At 65.1% G+C, this 18591-nt stretch carries 16 protein-coding genes; 11 read left to right on the forward strand and 5 right to left on the reverse strand.

Annotation, left to right across the window (positions count from 1 at the left end):
- Positions 1–36 precede the first annotated feature (36 nt).
- Positions 37–474 (forward strand): carboxypeptidase-like regulatory domain-containing protein, encoded by a 438-nt coding sequence (locus Pla108_RS21060; protein WP_197526687.1) that lies wholly within the window; start codon positions 37–39, stop codon positions 472–474.
- A gap of 292 nt (positions 475–766) precedes the next feature.
- Entirely contained in the window at positions 767–4027 is a 3261-nt protein-coding gene (locus Pla108_RS18280) for a LamG-like jellyroll fold domain-containing protein (protein WP_197526688.1), read from the forward strand.
- 339 nt (positions 4028–4366) lie between these two features.
- Here the strand turns inward: Pla108_RS18280 and Pla108_RS18285 are convergent, their stop codons facing one another.
- The 4 genes from Pla108_RS18285 to Pla108_RS18300 form a co-directional block, all read right to left on the reverse strand.
- Positions 4367–4855, reverse strand: coding sequence for a transposase (locus Pla108_RS18285; RefSeq protein ID WP_146446424.1), 489 nt, complete (start codon positions 4853–4855; stop codon positions 4367–4369).
- Between the two features lie 15 nt (positions 4856–4870).
- The gene (locus Pla108_RS18290) at positions 4871–5224 is read right to left on the reverse strand and encodes a transposase (RefSeq protein ID WP_146446425.1); all 354 of its coding nucleotides are present in this window, start codon (positions 5222–5224) and stop codon (positions 4871–4873) included.
- A 493-nt stretch (positions 5225–5717) separates the two neighbouring features.
- Positions 5718–7706 (reverse strand): esterase/lipase family protein, encoded by a 1989-nt coding sequence (locus Pla108_RS18295; protein ID WP_146446426.1) that lies wholly within the window; start codon positions 7704–7706, stop codon positions 5718–5720.
- A gap of 137 nt (positions 7707–7843) precedes the next feature.
- A complete protein-coding gene (locus Pla108_RS18300; RefSeq protein WP_146446427.1) occupies positions 7844–8080 on the reverse strand; it encodes a carbon storage regulator in 237 nt (78 codons plus the stop codon).
- Positions 8081–8467: 387 nt separating this feature from the next.
- Between Pla108_RS18300 and Pla108_RS18305 the strand changes: the two genes are divergently transcribed.
- From Pla108_RS18305 to Pla108_RS18335, 7 genes are all read left to right on the forward strand, one after another.
- Positions 8468–9562: a M24 family metallopeptidase gene (locus Pla108_RS18305; protein WP_146446428.1), complete on the forward strand. Its 1095-nt coding sequence runs from the start codon at positions 8468–8470 to the stop codon at positions 9560–9562.
- Positions 9563–9686: 124 nt separating this feature from the next.
- Complete coding sequence (locus Pla108_RS18310; RefSeq protein ID WP_146446429.1) at positions 9687–10478, forward strand: tyrosine-protein phosphatase; 792 nt, start codon at positions 9687–9689, stop codon at positions 10476–10478.
- Complete coding sequence (locus Pla108_RS18315) at positions 10478–11335, forward strand: hypothetical protein (protein ID WP_146446430.1); 858 nt, start codon at positions 10478–10480, stop codon at positions 11333–11335. Before Pla108_RS18310 ends, Pla108_RS18315 begins: the two co-directional genes overlap by 1 nt.
- A gap of 177 nt (positions 11336–11512) precedes the next feature.
- Positions 11513–12073 carry a carboxypeptidase-like regulatory domain-containing protein gene (locus Pla108_RS18320; RefSeq protein ID WP_146446431.1) on the forward strand — a complete coding sequence of 187 codons (561 nt, stop codon included), beginning with the start codon at positions 11513–11515 and terminating at the stop codon, positions 12071–12073.
- A 161-nt stretch (positions 12074–12234) separates the two neighbouring features.
- The gene (locus tag Pla108_RS18325) at positions 12235–12810 is read left to right on the forward strand and encodes a carboxypeptidase-like regulatory domain-containing protein (RefSeq protein ID WP_146446432.1); all 576 of its coding nucleotides are present in this window, start codon (positions 12235–12237) and stop codon (positions 12808–12810) included.
- 159 nt (positions 12811–12969) lie between these two features.
- Entirely contained in the window at positions 12970–13551 is a 582-nt protein-coding gene (locus Pla108_RS18330) for a hypothetical protein (protein ID WP_146446433.1), read from the forward strand.
- A 247-nt stretch (positions 13552–13798) separates the two neighbouring features.
- Positions 13799–15553, forward strand: coding sequence for a serine/threonine-protein kinase (locus tag Pla108_RS18335; RefSeq protein ID WP_146446434.1), 1755 nt, complete (start codon positions 13799–13801; stop codon positions 15551–15553).
- Between the two features lie 103 nt (positions 15554–15656).
- On the opposite strand, the gene Pla108_RS18340 is transcribed toward Pla108_RS18335, so the two are convergent.
- Positions 15657–16208: a transposase gene (locus Pla108_RS18340; protein ID WP_146446435.1), complete on the reverse strand. Its 552-nt coding sequence runs from the start codon at positions 16206–16208 to the stop codon at positions 15657–15659.
- Positions 16209–16506: 298 nt separating this feature from the next.
- Between Pla108_RS18340 and leuC the strand changes: the two genes are divergently transcribed.
- Entirely contained in the window at positions 16507–17919 is a 1413-nt protein-coding gene (gene leuC / locus Pla108_RS18345; RefSeq protein WP_146446436.1) for a 3-isopropylmalate dehydratase large subunit, read from the forward strand.
- Entirely contained in the window at positions 17919–18305 is a 387-nt protein-coding gene (locus tag Pla108_RS18350) for an aspartyl protease family protein (protein WP_146446437.1), read from the forward strand. Before leuC ends, Pla108_RS18350 begins: the two co-directional genes overlap by 1 nt.
- The last annotated feature ends 286 nt before the right edge of the window (positions 18306–18591 follow it).

Raw genomic sequence — 18591 nt, forward strand, 5'->3', positions numbered from 1 at the left:
CTAACTAACTCCGGCACAAAGCCGGTCGCACGAAGAATGATACGGCTCCACAAGACGGCACTTGCTACGTTTGCGTCCCCCTTGCTGGTGTTGGGCGTCGCAGTATCAACCATCTGCTGTGTCGGCTGTTCAGACGGTGGGGTCCGTGTCACCGGCACCGTCGCCGACCCCCGGGGCGTTCCAGCGCCAGCAGTTCGAGTGCTGTTCCGCCACGTAGAGCAGCCCTCAATCAAGGCCAACGGCCTGACCGACGAGAGCGGTCACTACACATTGCGGCGCGGCAGCGAAGAATTGGTCCCGGCCGGTGCGTACGACGTGGCCCTGACGCCTGTCCAAACGCTCGGCGACACCATACCGCACACAGTTAAAGTGCCGATTGTCTACGGCTCGTTTGATACGGCGGGCCTACGAGTCGAGGTCTCCAATGCATCCAAGGTGCACGACTTTGCGATCCACGCGTCCACTAGCCGATAGGCAGAGGACAAGGGGCGCCGATGACTGTGTTCGCCGGCGAATCGCTTGTAGTCACTTCCGTGGAGAGCAATTACGCGTCAACGCGTCAATCAGCGGGACCGTCCTTTACTGACAGTTTTTTAACTCCATTTCAACCAGCACTGATCGCTCAACACGAATTGCCGTCTCGGTCTACGGTTGTTTTAACCGAAGACTCACAACAGCGCTCAAACAAATGGCAAAGACACCACGACGAGCCATCGGCCACACTGCAGCGCGTTCGCTACGCGTTGAAGCGCTTGAGCAACGCACTATGCTGAGTTTGACGCACCACTACACATTTAACGACGGCGACGCGGCCGACGTGGTAGGAGGCAGCCACGGCGTGTTGCGAAACGGCGCCATTGTGGTCGATGGCGCCGTACTGTTGCAGAACACGGGTGTCACCAGTGGCCAAGCGTCCGATGTCCAGTACGTGGAACTCCCGAGTGACCTGCTCGCCGATGAGGGAAGCGCGACCTTGGAGGTCTGGTACACCTCCGGTGGTTTGCCGAACTGGGCCCGGGTGTTCGACTTCGGCGAAGAAGCGGGCGACTCCGACGAGAGCTACCTGTTCTTCACTCCCCAGTCCGGATCAAACGACTCCCGCGCCGTCTATCGGAAGGCGAGCTCGGCCGAGACGGTTGCTTCGACTGCTTCGACCGACGACGGCCAGCAACATGTCGCGGCCGTCGTGTACGACAACGCGACCCGTTATCTGCGACTCTACCTCGACGGTGTCGAGCAGGCTGCGACCAGTCTAGGGCGTAGCGGCTTGCTCGGTTCGGTAAATGACGCCACCAATTCCCTCGGCCGCTCCCTCTTCGCTGCCGACCCGGGCTTCACCGGATTGATCGACGAATTTCGCATCTACGACCACGCTTTGACGCCGGCTGAGGCCGCGGCCAACGCGGCGGCCGGGCCGGTCGTCGAACTGCTGCCCGGCGACTATGACCGCAACAGGGTGGTCGATACTGCTGACCACGTCGTTTGGGCCGCCAGCTACGGCTCCACAACGGAACTCGACGCCGACGGCAACCAGGACGGCGTTGTCGACGCGGCCGACTACTCGATATGGCGAGACAACCTCGGGGCTGGCGAACCCGACCCGGCCGACCAAATACTCATCAACGAGTCGCTGACTGTCGACTCGCTGTCGAGCACGGTCATCGAGCTGACCGGCCAGTCGGAGCTGCACATTAGCCACTCCCGCGGCGTGATCGTGAACAGCGAGGTGCGACTCAACTCGCCGGACGCCTGGCTTTTCCTCCACAACGTCAAGCCCTCCAACGTCGATGGGGTACTGCTTGGCCAGCTGCGCGTCGATGGCGCCCCGGCGCTGCCAGGGATCAACTTGCGAATCGTCCAACACGGTCTCGGCGCCGTCCTCATTCCACATTCGGTTGGCTTCGAGCCCCTGGAAGCCTTCGCCGGCATGCACTTCACGGGCGAATCGAAGACTTTCGAGCAGTACTCTTACCACGACTCGCCCGGTGAGTTCGGAGTTGTGGCGGGTGACCTCAGCTCGTTCAAGCTGAAGCGAGGCTACATGGCCACTCTAGCGACCCAGGCCAACGGCGGCGGCTTCAGTCAAGTCTTCGTGGCCCAGGACTACGACCTGGAGATCTCGATCCTCCCGACCGGCATGGACAACGAAGTCCGGTTCGTTCGCGTCTTGCCGTGGCGCTGGGTTTCTAAGAAGGGCGCTTCAGACATCTCACCTGTCACGCTTGACGCGGCTTGGTTCTACAATTGGAACAACAGTGCACAGTCGACGCTCGACTATGAGTACGTGCCGATCAAACAGCAGCGTTATTGGCCCGGCAACCCGACGAACAACACGGACGTCACCCACTGGCTCGGCTTCAACGAACCGAACAACCCGGTCGAAGACGCCTATACCTCGCTTGGCAATGGGTCGGTCGACAACGCTGTTGCGTATTACGCGACCATGCAGACTACCGGCCACCGAATTGGCTCACCCGCTGTAACCGACGGTGGCAAGGCATGGCTCTACGAGTTCATGGACAAGGCGTTGGCTCAGGGACTTCGGATTGACTATATCGCCATCCACAACTACCAGGCCAACCATTCGGCGACCTCATTGAAGGCTTGGCTAAAGGACATCTACGACCGCTACCACTTGCCGATCTGGGTCACCGAATTCAATAACGGAGCCAACTGGACCGGCAACGACCCGGCGTCAAACGCGGCCAACGCCGCGGTAATCGACTCGTTCATCCAGATGATGGACGACACGCCCTGGATCGAGCGATACTCAATCTACAGCCGCGTTGAAGCGGTGCGTGAGCTGACCTACTCGGATGGCAGCCTAACGCCGACGGGTGTCGTGTACGAAGCAAATGAGTCGCCCATTGGCTACACACAAGAGATCGCCGCGCCGGCCTCGGCCGCCGGGGGAGCCATTGCGCAACTCAACTTCGACGGCGACACTCTCGACTCCTCCGGCTACGGCCTAAACGGCCACGCGTTTGGCGTGCCGCGGTTTGTCGCCGGCGTCTCCGGCCAGGCGCTCGAATTCGACGGCGTCGACGATCGCATCCAGCTGCCTACGGGGGTCGCATCGGGCGACTCTTTCAGCTTCGCAGGCTGGGTCAAGTGGAACGGCGGCGGTAACTGGCAGCGGATCTTCGACTTTGGCAAAGACACCGACTCTTTCTTGTTCTTGACCCCCTCCAACGGTTCGACGATGCGATTCGGCATCAAGAACCACGGAAGCCAGCAGATCGTCGAGACAACGCCGCTGACCGTCGGCGAATGGACGCATGTTGCCGTGACACTCGGCGGCAGTCAGGCGCGGATGTACGTCGATGGCGCGCTGGTCGACACCAACAACGCGGCCACATTGCGGCCCAGTGTCCTCGGCGTCAACAAGAACTACCTGGGCGACTCACAGTACGCACACGACCCGAGCTTTAACGGTCAACTCGATGAGGTGCTGTTCACCGATTATGTCCTTACGCAGTCGCAGATCCTTGCTTTGATGAGCGGCAATCAGGCGCCGGTGGTCGCCGACCGTGACGTCGATGGCGGCTCGGTTATGGTTGGGGCGACCTACTCCTTCCCGCTTGCTAGCGTAGCGACTGACGCCGAAGGCGCTACGATCACCTACTCGATCGCCCATGGACCCGGCTGGGCGAGCATCGACTCCCGGGGTGTCCTGAACGGAACGCCCAACGGGCTAGAAGTTGGTGCCAATCAATTTGTCGTGGTCGCAACCGACGATGCCGGCGCTGTTTCGTATGCAGTGGTGTCGGTCGAGGTGAACGAGTTCCCACCGTTTGCATTCGTGACCAGCAAGTCTGGTCTGAACACTGTCACACTGCGGGGCCGGCCTCCAGCCCGCGCGACGCTCATCGCCGACAGAATCGACCAGGCGATGTTGCTCGTGACGCAAGACGGCTCATCGCCGAGAGATTCGACCGACCTTTCTGTCGAAGTAGAGCATGATGACGCCGAGACCATCCGCGAGGCCGATGACGGGCCGCTCCAAATCGCTTTCGCGGCGTTTTAATGCAACTCGCCCGTCTCTGTTCGCACGGCAATTAGGGAGTCGTGATTCATTCACGGCTTGCCGTGGGGCCATTGCTGGTCGATTTGAGCGGTCCCTGAACCGGCTTCATACTTGGAGGCCGTACCGGAACTGAAACCCGATTATCGACTACGCATTATTCCGACCGCCGCCGAGACGGTACGCCTGGAGAACGCGTCTTCTGCAGGTTCAGCGAAAGGTCGGGTTATCCGTATTAATTGCTTGCAGCACAATTCATCGTGCCGGGAGTCTGGGTCAGCTCAGTCTGCGCTAGCTTTCGAGGCACCCTCTGTGGCTATACTCGCGGCCGAGCCTTGTCGCCTAACCCCACGCGAACAGAGGCATGCCGAGGGGCACGAAGTGATTGAGGAGTTTGCAGCGTAGAGCGGCCTCGGTCGCTTGGTTGGGGAGGGTGCGGTTCTTGAGGCGGTCGCCGCAGTTGGCTTTCAGCCGGCTCATCGCGGTCTCGCCGAGGCTGCGGCGGAGGTAGCCGATCGACTCCTTCCACGCCTGCTTTCCGTCGCGTCGGATCTGCCGCACGCTCTCGTCCCGCTCCAGCGGGTCGGCCGAGCTGTTGCCATGCTGCTTGATCCTGGCGTTCTTCCGCGGCGGGATGATCTGGTGGATCGACTCGCTGTTCAGGTAGTCCCGCACGGCCCAGCCGTCGTACGCCCCGTCGCCGTAGAACGTCTCGACCTCCGCGTCGATTTGCTCGACCAGCGGCTCGACCTGCGAGGCGTCCGTGGCGCCGCTCTCGGTGAGCGACTCGGCCAGGATCAGGTGGGTCGAAGGATCAAATGCCAAGAGCAGCTTCCGCCACGTTCGTCACTTGCCGGCGCCGTGCTTCTTAACCTTCCACTCGCCGCCGCCGAAGACCTTCAGGCCCGTTGAGTCGACGACCACATCGATCGAGACGCCCAGCCCCACCGCCCGCTTCTGCAGGCTGATGTAGTCGGGGATCGGCATGTCGGCATTCATCAGCCTCGCCAAAGCCTGGCCGAAGCCTTCGGTCTGGCGGTAGGACAGCCGGAACAACTCACGGATCGTCAGCAGGGTCTCGATCGCCAAGTCGCTGTAGACGAACGGGTGGCCCGCTCGCTTCTCGGCGTTCTCGTGCTCCCAGGCGTCGATCACCTCGTCCGAGAACCAGAGCGTGATATCGCCCCGGCTGATCAGCAACTCGTTATACTTCGCCCAGTTCTTGACCTGTTTAGGCGATCTGCTTCGGCTCGCTTGCGGCTGCTGACATCGCTTCGCTCCGTCCGTTGAAGAAAGAGGACTCCGTCCGACGGCGAACTCGCCGAGGTGGCCCCTCGCCGGCGAGACCTCGGGCGTAAGCGTATGCGGTCAATCTGATCGCGTTGCCCGACCAGGCGCCGACCTCGCTTAGTCGGTCTCGGCGATCTCGGAAGTTTTTCGAAGCCGCACCGGCCCGACACTCCTCGGGCTGATTCATCCTCCCCGATATCCGCATCGGCTTGAAACGCCAAAGGCGCCTCAGATCACCCGGCGCCCCGGCGGACTCTTCCAACGGCGAGACGGGTCTCAACCCCCGATTTGGCCACGTGCGCGAAACCGAATTGTTGGAGCGACCTTGCGCCCCGTTCGGGGCCGCGTTCCAAAAAAGGACCGATTTGGCCACCCGGCGCGGACCCCCGTTGGCCCCGCCGCGCTAGTCCATCACGCCGCTCACCAGCCGCACCGGTCGCTGGTCGATCACCGGCGGTAGGTTGCGGATCTCGGCGTTGAGGTCGGCGTAGCGGTTCGGCCCGAGCGACGCCAGGTGCTCCATCAGCACCCGCCGCACCTCGGCGATGCTCTGCGGGTGGCGGTGCAGCGTGACATGGTCCTCGGGGACGATGATCTGCGAGGCGAGTTGCGGCAGGTCGTCGAGCCGCGCGCTGTCGAGCGACACGACGCCGTCGCCCCGTGAGCTGAACCAACCGGTGAGCCCGCTGCGCGGCTGGTCGCCGACCACGTTGTGGTAGCGGACCCACGGGCCTGGCTTGGCGGCGAGCAGGGCGTGGAGCATCGGCGACTCGGGCGACAGCGAGTCGATGCTCGTCATGACGCGGGCCGCCATCCGCGGGTGGAAGAAGCCCGGGTTGCGGCGGAACAGCTCCTGCCGCTTCGCCATCTCTTGCATCGGGAAGGCGATCAGCTTGGCGCCGACCCATTGCGTGAAGCCGTTGGCGAAGCGGCTGCCGCGGTGGGGCGTGCCGATCGTGACGACCCGCTGCACCGACGCGCTGGGCTGGAAGTAGAAAAGGTTCGATAAGTAGTCGCGCACCTCGGGGTCGGCGTCGAGTTCTTCGAACTGCCGGTCGCTGACGAGCCGCCAGAATTCGTGGTCGCTATCGACCGACTGGAGACGCGAGATGAGCCCCCCCATGCTGTGGCCGACAAGGATGGTCTGGTCGAGCGCGAAAGCCCGGCCGCCGGGGTCGAAGGTGGTGCGGAGCTGCGCCAGGTCGGTCCGCATCTTGGCGGCGCTGACCCAGAACGGGTTGCCGGTCGGGTAGAGATAGAACCAGAACTGGTAGCGGCTGCGGACGCGGGGGTCGCTCCGCAAGTCGTTGAACATCTCCATCCAGGTGGCGGGACTTGACCAGAGGCCGTGCACCATCACCACGGGGATACGGTCGGGGTCGTAGGGCTCGAGCAGGTAGAGCCCCTCCAGCGGCTTGACGCTGTCGGGCTGCAAGAGGCCGATGGTCGAGACGTCTTTCTCGTGGAGGTCGGGCTGGTCGAGGTAGTACGCCAGCGGCGTCGTGAGGTCGGTCTCGAGCGGCCGGCGTTGGCCGGCGAGATCGAACGTCTCGTGGTCGGTGGTGTCGTGCAGCTCGAGGACGAGCCGCACGCCCCCCTCCGGCGCCGCAAGCGACGGCGGGTAGCTCTCGGCGCGGGCGACCGCGGTGAGGGGGTAGCAGAGCTTCCGCGGGTAGTACTTGTCTTGCGGGTGGTCACGGTCCGGGTGGAAGCGGACGCCGATCAGCGGGGTCCCCACGCCGCTGGTGTGGTAATGGTTCCGCAGGGCGAGGACCTGGAAGTCGCCGGCGAACTCGAAGCCTTGGAAGTCGGCCTCGGTCCATCGCTTGCTGTGGAGCTCGATCGCGATCGAGCAGGCGCTGTGCGTCAGGGGCAACGGCACCAAGGCGCCGGGCCGGACCTGGTCGCGTTCGCGGAGGATCCGCAGGAGGGCTTCGAGCGATTCGTTGTAGCGCCGGGTCGTGCCGGGGATCCGCTGGCGCTCGTCGGCGGCGAGGGCCCGGTAGCCGTGGACGAGCGATTCGGCATAGAAGCCGACGGCCGCGTCGGGGTCGGTCTCGGCGTGCTCCTGGGCCTGGGCGGCAGCGAGCTCGCTGAGGGCGAACTCGAGGTCGGGAGAAAGCCGGCTGTGCGCTTCCTGCTCGAGAAGTGCTAGCAGCTGCTCACGCTGCGCGGAGTCCGCTGGATCGAGCCCCCGTGGCTGCGCGACCGCCAGCGTGGCGGCCGACAGTTCGGGTTGCGCTGCCGTCGACCAAAACAGTCTCGACGCGAAGGGCTGGTCCGGCGGGCGCCGTTCGATCCACTTCTCGTGGCTCGCACAGCCGCCGGCGAGCGCAATCGCGACGACGAAGAGCGCTAGGGTCGCCGGCGTTGGTCGCGTGCGGCAGGTCACCGGGACGGCATACAGCGGGCGGGAGACCCGACGTACGCGGGCCCGCACTGCAGCGGACTCGGGAGACGACACGACGCCGGACTGCGGACGCTACGAGGATCGCGTTAAGCGGTCAAGGCGAGTGCAACCGCCGCGAATCAGGCCGAAACCGCGGTCTGAGGGCACAGATCGCTGAGTTTGATCGTCATCGTCGTCTCCTCCTCGTCGCCATCGAACCCGAGGGCGGACTCCTTCAACTCGCTCCGCAGAATCCGCACGTCGCGCGGCGCCTGTACGGCGAGGGCGACTCGGTTTCCAGAAACACGACGCACCTCGATGGTGATGTCGTTGCCGATCTGGATCTGCTCTCCGGCTTTGCGGCTCAGTACTAGCATGGCTTGGCTCTCCGGTGCTCTGCGATGACGGCTCCGCCGTCGCAAGGGGGATTAGGGACTCGCACGCACTTGTCTTGCAGATCACGTGCCAAGACTTCCCCAGGCCGGATAATCCGCCGCTATCACCGCCGTATTGGGGGACAGGTACCGACTTTGCATCAAGCCACGAGCGGTGGAATGCCGAAGAGAACCGGATCGGAAGTCTCTACCTGAGACGAAAGGGCTAGGGTTGCGTCTCGTATTGAGATTCTAACGACGCGACCGCCCCGCCGAACGGGGCGAGCCGACCCCCTCTCCATCCGCAGCGTCTCGCTGCGACAATGGCGGCGGAGGCTTGCGTCAGCCGGCCCCACCGATCCAACGAGAGTCCTCAACGAAGGAAACGCTGTGATTGATTCCGTCGCACTGAAAGCCCGCCAAGATCGCCTCGTCGCCGAACTGAAGCGGCTCAAATGCGGGATGGCCGTGCTGCTGCGTCCCGAATCGATTCAGTGGCTGACGGGCGCGTATGTCGGGCCGCTCTTCCAGCCGGCGGCGTCGATCGACGACGAGGGGCGTGTCACGCTGGTGATGCCGAGCCGGAAGGTCGAGACGCCCGCCCTAGCGGACAAGGTATGCGCCTACGAAGAGAAGCGGCTTTCAACAATGCGGGACGCTAGCGAACAGCGCCACGACGCCATCCTGACGCTTCTGGATACGTTCAGCTCGGCGCCGAACCGCGCCGCGTGCGAGTTTTCGCTGGCGCCGCAATCGCTCTTCTCCGCCCTGGCGGGAGACTGGATCGACTTTGATCCGGTCCTCTTCCGGCTGCGTCGCAAGAAGGCCGCCGACGAGCTCGCCCTGATGGCCCGCGCCAATCAGGCGAACGAGGCGATGTACGCCCGCGCCCGCGAAATCATCGAGCCGGGCCTTAACGAACTCGACCTCTACAACGAACTGCAGACGGTCGCCGTAAGGACGCTCGGCGAGCCGTTGACCTACTTCGGGCAGGACTTTCGCGCGAACGCACGCGGCGGCGCCCCGCGGGACCGAGCGGCCGAGGCGGGCGAAATGTGGATCCTTGACCTCGGCGTCGGCTACCGCGGCTACTTCACCGACAACGCCCGCACGATCGCGGTCGGCGAGCCGACCGATCTGCAACGGAAGGCGCACGAGCGGCTCGCGGCGGTCTTCCCGATGATCGAGGCAAAGGTCCGCCCCGGCGTGAAGTGCCAGGACGTTTTCAACGAGTCGGTAAAGATGCTAGCAGACGCCGGGCCTGGCGTGTTCAACCACCACCTGGGCCACGGCGTCGGCCTCGCGCCGCACGAGGCGCCCCACCTAAACCCCAACTGGGACGACACCTTCGAGGTCGGCGACTACTTCACCGCCGAGCCGGGCCTCTACCACGACGACCTCCGCCACGGCTTGCGGTTGGAACAGAACTATGTCGTGACGGAATCGGGAGTCGAGCTGCTCACGGATTGGCCCCTGGGGATGTAGGCCGCGGGATACGGCGGTGGCGAGGGGCGAGAGTTTCGGCTTCCCTCGCTGGGGAGGCGTCCCTACACTCCGCGCCGCGTCGGGCCGCGCTGGCGGACGCCCCCCTCGGATGGAACCTCCCGCGATGAACGGACTCGTCGATATCCATTGCCACCTGTTGCCAGGGATTGATGACGGGGCCGCCGACCTCGAGGCGTCGCTCGCGATGGCGCGCTTGTCGGTCTCTCAAGGGGTCGAGACGATTGTCGTCACGCCCCACCAGCTCGGCGCCTTCGAACACAACCACGGCGACGAAATCCGCCGACGGACCGCCGAGCTCCAGGCCGAGCTCCGGCGGCACGACATCCCGCTCCGGGTGCTGCCCGGCGCCGATGTCCGCATCGAAGACAACCTCATCGCGGGGCTCGAGTCGGGCGCGGTGGTGTCGCTCGGCGATCACCGCCGCCACGTGCTGCTCGAGCTGCCGCACGAGCTCTACTTCCCGCTCGAACCGGTGCTCGACTCGCTTGAGAGGCTGGGCATGGTGGGCGTGTTGTCGCATCCGGAGCGGAATGCCGGCCTGCTCGCTCGCCAGGACCTCATCGACTCGCTGGTCGGTTACGGCTGTCTGATGCAGGTCACGGCCGGGAGCCTGATCGGCGGTTTCGGCCCGAAGAGCCAAGCGATGGCCGAGCGGATGGCGACACGCGGCATGATTCACTTTCTCTCAACCGACGGGCACAGCCCGACGCGTCGGCGGCCGCGTCTCGGCGACGCCTACCGCGCGGCGGAACAACTCGTTGGCGAAGAAGCGGCGCGGCTCTGGTGTTGTGAAAACCCCCTCGCGGTCGCCGAGGGACGCAGCGTCGCGGCGGGCCCGACACAAGTCCGCCGTCCCCGCCGGGGTTGGTCGCTGTTCGCCCGGAGCGCCGCCTGATGCCGGGCCGCCGATCGGCAGGACCGATCACGCGTCGGCAGGCGCTGGCCGCTGGACTCGCCGCCGGGGCTAGCTTGCTGGCGGGTCGTTCTTCGCTCGCCGCCGCCGAGCCGGTTTGGGTCGATCAACGGCAGCTCGGCCCGTTCATCTGCCGCTCCGCGTTTCGGCTGGACGATCGGTTGCTCGCCGAAGCCGATTTGTCGCGCCTCGAGCAAGAGCTGCGGCGCGTGCTGGCGCTGGGTCCGTGCCAAACCCAGGTCGAGGTATTGCTGCTCGGCGACGCCCAGCAGCACCGCGCGCTAATTGCCGAGCGGCATCCCGACGCCCCCTACCGCCGCGCCCTGTACTATCAAACCCAACGCCGGGCGGTGATCTATGCCTACCGGCACCGCGAGCTGGCGATCGATCTCCGCCACGAGTGCACCCACGCGTTGCTTCACGGCGACCTGGCGATGGTGCCGCTGTGGCTCGACGAAGGCCTGGCCGAGTACTTCGAACCCTCGACCAACGAGCGTGCCCGGGGCCCGGGGCACCTCGACGCGGTTGTCGCGGACGCGGCGCGCGGTCGGCTGCTAACGCTGGCGTCGCTCGAGTCGAAACACGACCTGGCCCAGATGACCGAGGTCGACTACCGGTACGCCTGGGCATGGACGCACCTGCTGTTGCACGGCCCTCCGATCGCGGCGATGCAGCTGTGGGCGACGCTGGCGTCGCTGCGGCGATTGGAGCCCCCCGCGGCGGTGTCGGAACGGCTTGCCGCTACGTTGGGGTCGCCCGAACAGGCGTTTCTACAGCATTTTCGGGCGTGGCCCGGCGTGTTGAACGCGTCGCGACGGGGCGCCAGCAACCGACGCTGACTTTTCCGGTTAAAGAGTTGAGAGAAAGACTGGATTTGGCTCAGAACCCATGCCGAAAGCGGAGGTAGGAAAAGTCTTTGATGCGGTCTCTCTTTGCGGCCGCTTAAATCGTACCGAGCGCGGCGCCTCCATTGGCGTCACTAGGACGACTTCCGTCACTAAGGAGAGAGACGAGTCATGAAGATCGTAATCGCTCAACGCGTCGCCGCCGTAGTGGCCTGCGTTGGAATGGTCGCCCAGCCCGCGCTCGCGACGACTCCGGTCGCCGTTCCCGCGATCGCCGACATCGCGCTTGCCGAAGGTGGCTTGTTCACCGGCAAGGTGGTGAACGCCCAGGGCGCCCCGCTCACTACGTCGGCGGTTTCGCTGCAGCAAGCCGGTAACGAAGTCGCCTCGACCGTCACCGACGAGCAGGGCGTGTTTGCCGTGCAGGGGCTGCGTGGCGGGCTCTACCAAGTGGTTTCGGAAGGTGGCGTCGTGTCGTACCGCCTGTGGGCGCCGAACACCGCTCCTCCCGCCGCCAACCAGTCGGCCCTGATCGTCACGGGCGACGAAATCGTCAACGGCCAGTACTGTGGGCCCGCCGGCTGTCCGCCGGCGAGCTGCCCCCCGGGTGGACGTGGCGCTGGCGTCCTCGGTTGGATGCGTGAGCACCCGATCCTGGTGGCCGCCGGCATCGCCACGGCGATCGCCGTGCCGCTCGCCCTCGCCGACGACGACGATCCGGCCAGCCCGTGAGAACGCGGCTCCGAGATACGTTAGAAGGATGAACCACCAACCCCGCCTGCCGGCATCCGGCAGGCGGGGTTTGCTATTGGGGTTCCTTCCGCTCTCCGCTACGGTCCCGGCCGCGTTCGCGCGAAACCGACTCTACAGACCGTCCGGGAGCCACAAGTCCCATGTCGACCCGCCTCGTTATCCAGCCGTTTCTCCGCAGCCTCCTCAGCATGGCTGTCCTGCTCGCGCCATCGCTGGCGACTGCCCAGGACGCCGTCCGCTCGAAGGCCGCTGCCGAGCCCGTAGCGTCCGCTCCCCTGGCGATCGATGTCGCCCTGCAAGCGGACGGCTTGCTGATCGGCCAACTCGTCGGGGCGACCGGTAAGCCCGAAGCTGGCGCCAAGGTGCAGCTCACCTTGGCCGACGGCCGCGAGGCGGAAGCCAAAACCAACGCCGACGGCGGGTTTGCCTTCAAAGGCGTCCATGGCGTCGCCAGACTTGAGAGCGACAAAGCGGCCCTGCTCGTCCGGAGTTGGACCGCCCAGGCGGCGCCGCCAAATGCGACCCCCGCCGTGCTCCTGGTGGAGCAAGGGGAAGTCGCCCGCGGGCAGCGGTACGCGGGGACGGGCGTCCAGAACACGGTAAGTCACAGCAAGCGGCTGCTCGCCAACCCGCTGTTCGTCGCCGGCGTGATTGGCACCGCTGTGGCTATTCCCGTGGCGATCCACAACTCGGACGACGACGACCCCGCCAGCTGAAACGCCCCAAAAGGCCGCCGGGCGGGCGCCGCTTCCGCAGCCGTCACGCTTTCTCATCGGCCCTCGCCGGCCCGCCTCGCGGGGGCGACTTCCGCTGTATCGCCGCGGCCGCCGTGTCGATTACTAGGGTGAGTCGCAGGGACGCGACGATCCACAGGATTGGCACGCACGGAAGGCGCCATGGCGGTCGGCGATCTATTCAGGTACGCGCGTCGCGCGTTCTTCTCGAAGCCAACGCCCGAGAGGCAGTTGCTGCGCCTGGCGAAGCAGCACGCCATCCGCCGCGTTGTCGAGGTCGGTCTCGAGTCGGTCGACTCGACCGCCCAGCTGCTCGACCTACTGGTCAAGCAAGCGAAGGGCGAGCCGGTTAAGTACACGGCCCTCGACCTGTTCGACGACCGCCCCGCCGAGGCCCCGTCGATGCCACTGGTCGCCGCCTATCGGCGGTTGGTCGGCGTCGGCGCCAAGGTGCGTCTCACACCGGGCCGCTTGGGGGCGTCGCTCGCCTCGGAGGCCAATTCGCTGGCCGACACCGACCTGCTGCTGCTGTCGCGGGACGCGTCGGACGAGGCCCTCGGCCCCGCGTGGTTCTACGTGCCGCGGATGTGCCACCCGGGGACGCTCGTCCTGCGTCGCATCGATGGCGAAGGCGACGACCCCAGCAGCGAGTGGCGGGAGATCCCGCTGCCGGAGGTGGCCGCTCGGGCGAACGCCCTCCTCCCCCGACGCCGGGCCGCGTAGCCAAAGGTGCGTAGCCAAGTCCCGTAGTGAGGCGCCGGAGCGTGCCCCGTTTCACCGTCGGCGTGGCGTTGTGCCCCCCGATTGGGTTGATAGCTGCCCGTTTCGTGGCGAACCAGCTACCATCTAGCTGCGTCCACTAGGGATCGGTGACGTGTCGGCTTCCGAACGGGGAGTTCGACGCCGCCGCCAGTCCCTGTCGCCACGCCCTTAGGGCGAAGCCATCGCCCGTGGCGGGGAGGACGACTCTATGGGAGCCGCGGCTGTGCCGGCTGAATCGATCGATAACGCTGAAACCGTCGCCGCTCCGGTCGGCATGTTGTCGGCTATCCGAGCCGGCGCCAACGCCTCGAACGCGAAGGACTCGGGCTCCCGCGGCTCGGGCGCCATCAGCGCCGCCGCGCGCGGCCTGGTCCGGCTCGTTGAGGGGGGCAGCCTCCACCTGAGCAGCGAGACGCGCGACATCCTGCAACGGCGGTTGCTGCTTGCCGCCGCGTTGTTCACGTTCGGCTACGTGGCGTTCCTGGTCCGAGGGCTCCTGTACTGGGACCAGACGTTCTCCACGGCGGCGGGAGGCATGCTCGTCTTCTACGCCCAGGTCGCTGCGACGCTGTTCACCGGCTTGATCGCCCTCGGCCTCGCCAGGTCCAAACGACTGACCCTCGCCCCGCTGCGGATCGCCGAGTGGTCGATCTTCGGCGTCGCGGCGGCGTTTTTCACGCTGATCACGCAACACCGCCTCCACGCCGCGGCCAACATGGAGATGGGCAGCCACCTGCCCGTCGTCGTCGGCCCCTGGCTGCTGCTGATCTTCATCTACGCCTTGTTCATCCCGAACACTTGGCGCCGCGCGCTCCGCTTCCTGCTGCCGGCGGCGGCGCTGCCGATCGCGGTGATCTACTTCCAGAAGACGGTCTGCACCGGTTTCCAAGCCTGCCTCTCACGGGGCGGCTACGGCGACTACATCACCGAGCAAGCCTTGGAGATGCTCTTCGCGCTGTTCATCGCGGTGGTGGGCGTCTACACGATCAACACCCTGCGGCGCGAGGCGTTCGCCGCCAAGCAGCTCGGCCAGTACCGGCTGAAACAGCTGCTCGGCTCGGGCGGGATGGGCGAGGTCTATCTGGCCGAGCACCAGATGATGAAGCGCCCCTGTGCGATCAAGGTGATCCGGCCCGACAAGGCGGGCGACAAACGCAACATGGCCCGCTTTGAGCGCGAGGTCCGGTCGACCGCCAAGTTGTCGCACTGGAACTCGATCGACATTTACGACTATGGCCGCACCGATGACGGCACCTTCTATTACGTGATGGAGTACCTTCCCGGCCACAACCTGGGCGAACTGATCGAGCAGGAAGGCGCGCTGCCCGCTGCGCGGGTTGTCTACCTCATGGACCAAGTCTGCCGCGCCCTCTCCGAGGCGCACGGCATCGGGCTGGTGCACCGCGATATCAAGCCGGCGAACATCTTCTGCTCGTACCGCGGCGGCGAGTTCGACGTCGCGAAGCTACTCGACTTCGGCCTCGCCAAGCCAACAGGCGTCGAAACCGAAGGGACCGCGGGCGCTTTCCTCACGCAGGAAGGTGCGATCACCGGGTCGCCGATGTTCATGTCCCCCGAACAGGCAACCGGCGAGCGTGAAGCGGACGCCCGCAGCGATATTTATTCGCTGGGCTGTGTCCTCTACTACCTGCTGACAGGTAAGTCGCCCTTTCCGTACGAACAGGTCGTGAAGGTCATCATCGCCCACGCCTCGGAAGAGGTCGTGACCCCACGGGAGCACAACCCGCTGCTGGCGATCGAGCTCGAAGAAGTGATCCTGCGGTGCCTCGAGAAGGACCCCGAGGACCGCTTCCAGACGGTCGAGCAACTCCGTCGGGCGCTCGTGGACGTGCAACTCGACGACGAATGGTCCCCCGAGCGGGCCGCCGATTGGTGGAACTGCAAGGCGTGCCCCGAGCGAAAGGCGATGGCCGCCGCCGCGATTGAAGCCGCCGCGGTGTGAGGAATACCGATGCAACTTACCAACCCTTCGGGCCTGAGCCGAGGGCGCGAGCCCTCGGTGGGAAGTGAGTACCCGGCTCCCACCGAGGGCTCGCGCCCACGGCTCAGACGTTTTCGGGTGGTTGATTCCAGACGCACAGCGGCTTTTGTTGGTTGAGCACGTAGTTCACGGCTCGATCAAGCGCACGGACGTCCCACAACGGGCGGCGCGAACCGCTCCGCGTCCACCAGAGATCAGCGCCTTGACTGCCGGCGTGCTGGTTCAGCGCCCGGCTGGCGTAGGCTTTGAAGTCTCGCAGCAACTTCTCGGCTCGCACGTCGGGAGGAGCGCTGGCCACAACGTGAAAATGGTTCGCCATGACCGACGAAGCGTGGAGTGTCCATCCGCGATACGCGGCGGTGGCGACAAAAGATTCAGTGACAAGGGAGGCGTGCTGGGCGTTCAGCCAGACGGCGGAGCGAGCCATCTGCGCCGTAGCGCATTGCGCCAGCTTCGGGATCGGCGCCTCCCACAACTCGCCATGGCGGTCGTGCTCAACGCGAACCCTACGGTCGCCGTCCGTGGTCCGGTAGTCGCGGACGGACGTTACCGATCCCCGGGCGTCGCCGGGCAGCCAGGTCCCGTAGGTCGTGCTGGTTAAGAGCCAGTGTCGCATTGCGAAGGACCTTGAGGGTCGGGGGGTTCTGGAATAGTGGACAAATTAACACCTCCACTTGGGGCGTCAAGAAAAACCTCCAGAAAAACGTGCCGATCTCGAACCGTCTGAGCCGTGGGCGCTAGCCCTCGGAGTGTGGCGGGTACCAGCTTCACTCCGAGGGCTCGCGCCCACGGCTCAGACGGTTACGGTGGCTCAGACAACTACCGATGGGCTGCAACTACCGCCGCGCGAACCGGCGCCGTAAACTGAGGGTCTGTCGAGTGTTTCCGCCCCTTACCGGTTGCCCCTGCCCGCGATGTCTGCCCCGCGTACGCTGTTCGAGAAGATCTGGGACCAACACGTCGTCCACGCCGAGGCGGGACGCTCAACGGTCCTCTATATCGACCTGCAACTGGTCCACGAGGTCACCAGCGCCCAGGCGTTTGAGGGGCTCCGGCTCGCCGGCCGCCAGGTGCGGCGACCCGAACGGACCGTCGCAACGGCCGACCACAACGTCCCCACGACTGACCGCAGCCTGCCGATCGTCGACCTCGTCAGCAAGACGCAGATCGACACGCTGACGAAGAACTGCGCCGACTTCGGCATCACCTACTACGGCCTGGGCCACGTCAACCAGGGCGTCGTCCACGTGATGGGCCCCGAGTTGGGCTACACCCAGCCCGGCATGACGATCGTCTGTGGCGACAGCCACACCAGCACGCACGGCGCGTTCGGCGCGCTGGCGTTCGGCATCGGCACCAGCGAGGTCGAGCACGTCCTGGCGACGCAGACGCTGCTGCAGTCGAAGCCCAAGACCATGGAGCTGCGGGTCGATGGCGAGCTCGGCCCCGGCGTCACCGCCAAGGACATGGTGCTCTACCTGATCGGGCAGCTCACGACGTCCGGCGGCACCGGCTACTGTCTCGAGTTCACCGGCGACGTCGTCCGCGGTCTTTCGATGGAAGGCCGCATGACGGTCTGCAACATGTCGATCGAGGCGGGCGCCCGCGCCGGGATGATCGCCCCGGACGAGACGACCTTCGCCTACCTCAAGGACAAGAAGCACGTCCCGCAAGGCGCCGCATGGGACGAGGCGGTCGCGCGTTGGCGTGAGCTGCCGACCGACCCGGGCGCGAAGTACGACAAGTCGCTCAAGTTCAATGGCGCGGACATCCCGCCGCAGGTGAGTTGGGGCACCAACCCGGGACAGGTCGTTGGGGTGAACGACAAGGCGCCCAACCCGGCCGACTTCAGCGACCCGACCGACCAAAAGACCACCGCCGCCGCGCTGGAATACATGGACATCGCGGCCGGCACGCCGATCACCGACCTGATGATCGATCGGGTGTTCATCGGCAGCTGCACCAACGGTCGCATCGAGGACCTTCGCGCGGCCGCCGCGGTCGCCAAGGGGCACAAGGTCTCTGACCGCGTCAGCGCGATGGTCGTGCCGGGCAGCGGCGTGGTGAAGCGTCAGGCCGAAGAGGAAGGCCTCGACAAGATCTTCACCGAAGCCGGCTTTGAATGGCGCGAGGCTGGCTGCAGCATGTGCCTCGCAATGAACCCCGACAAGCTCGCCCCCGGCGAGCGCTGCGCCTCGACCAGCAACCGCAACTTCGAGGGCCGCCAAGGCCGCGGCGGCCGGACGCATCTGGTGAGCCCCGCGATGGCCGCCGCCGCCGCGTGTGCGGGGCACTTCGTCGATGTTCGGGAGTGGGGAGCAACTTGATGGGACGTATCGTCGCGCAAATCACCGTCGGCAACTTCGCCTTTCCAGAACAGCGCTTCGAATGCGCCGCGATGGTTGACACGGGCGCTTCGCATCTCACTTTGCCGAACTCCTGGAAAGACAAGCTCGGCAGCTTCCCGATCAATCGTAACGAGACGCTGCACATGGCGAATCAATCGACGATCGCCGGGCAGGTATGCGGCCCTGTGAAGATCGAGATCGAAGGCTTTGAAGCGATTGCGTCGGAAGTCTTGTTCATCGAGATGGACGAGGCCGACGGCGGCTACGAACCCCTGCTAGGCTATATCCCTTTAGAACAGTCCAAAGCCGCCGTTGATATGCTCGGCCATCGGCTCGTGCCCGTAAAACACCTCGACCTCAAATAGTTCGATGTCCCTCCTGACATGCCATCCTGCCCACACCTGGATAGGTCTAAGCCTCTTCGGTTTGGCATGGGCTACTGGAGGCCGCTGGGATTCACTATCAACGGCGTGTCTATTGACCGGCTTGCTACTCCTACTCAGTGGAAGCTTGGCTATCGCCTATGAGTGTTGTGTAGAACGCAATGAGAGCTTCCATCCATTCGTCTGGGGATTAGCGTCCGTTGTCGTTGTACTGATTAACGGCTTGTTTGCATTGTTATCCATTAATGCTGGAGAAGCGGACGCAGTG

Origin of the sequence: Botrimarina colliarenosi (assembly GCF_007859955.1) — a bacterium.
Lineage (GTDB): Bacteria > Planctomycetota > Planctomycetia > Pirellulales > Lacipirellulaceae > Botrimarina > Botrimarina colliarenosi.

What these genes read in the sequence shown, in the direction of transcription:
- Pla108_RS21060 (WP_197526687.1), top strand. Translation starts at nt 37, where the DNA reads ATGATACGGCTCCACAAGACGGCACTTGCTACGTTTGCGTCCCCCTTG.
- Pla108_RS18280 (WP_197526688.1), top strand. Translation starts at nt 767, where the DNA reads ATGCTGAGTTTGACGCACCACTACACATTTAACGACGGCGACGCGGCC.
- Pla108_RS18300 (WP_146446427.1), bottom strand. Translation starts at nt 8,080, where the DNA reads ATGCTAGTACTGAGCCGCAAAGCCGGAGAGCAGATCCAGATCGGCAAC.
- Pla108_RS18310 (WP_146446429.1), top strand. Translation starts at nt 9,687, where the DNA reads ATGAACGGACTCGTCGATATCCATTGCCACCTGTTGCCAGGGATTGAT.
- Pla108_RS18315 (WP_146446430.1), top strand. Translation starts at nt 10,478, where the DNA reads ATGCCGGGCCGCCGATCGGCAGGACCGATCACGCGTCGGCAGGCGCTG.
- Pla108_RS18320 (WP_146446431.1), top strand. Translation starts at nt 11,513, where the DNA reads ATGAAGATCGTAATCGCTCAACGCGTCGCCGCCGTAGTGGCCTGCGTT.
- Pla108_RS18325 (WP_146446432.1), top strand. Translation starts at nt 12,235, where the DNA reads ATGTCGACCCGCCTCGTTATCCAGCCGTTTCTCCGCAGCCTCCTCAGC.
- Pla108_RS18335 (WP_146446434.1), top strand. Translation starts at nt 13,799, where the DNA reads ATGGGAGCCGCGGCTGTGCCGGCTGAATCGATCGATAACGCTGAAACC.
- Pla108_RS18340 (WP_146446435.1), bottom strand. Translation starts at nt 16,208, where the DNA reads ATGCGACACTGGCTCTTAACCAGCACGACCTACGGGACCTGGCTGCCC.
- leuC (WP_146446436.1), top strand. Translation starts at nt 16,507, where the DNA reads ATGTCTGCCCCGCGTACGCTGTTCGAGAAGATCTGGGACCAACACGTC.
- Pla108_RS18350 (WP_146446437.1), top strand. Translation starts at nt 17,919, where the DNA reads ATGGGACGTATCGTCGCGCAAATCACCGTCGGCAACTTCGCCTTTCCA.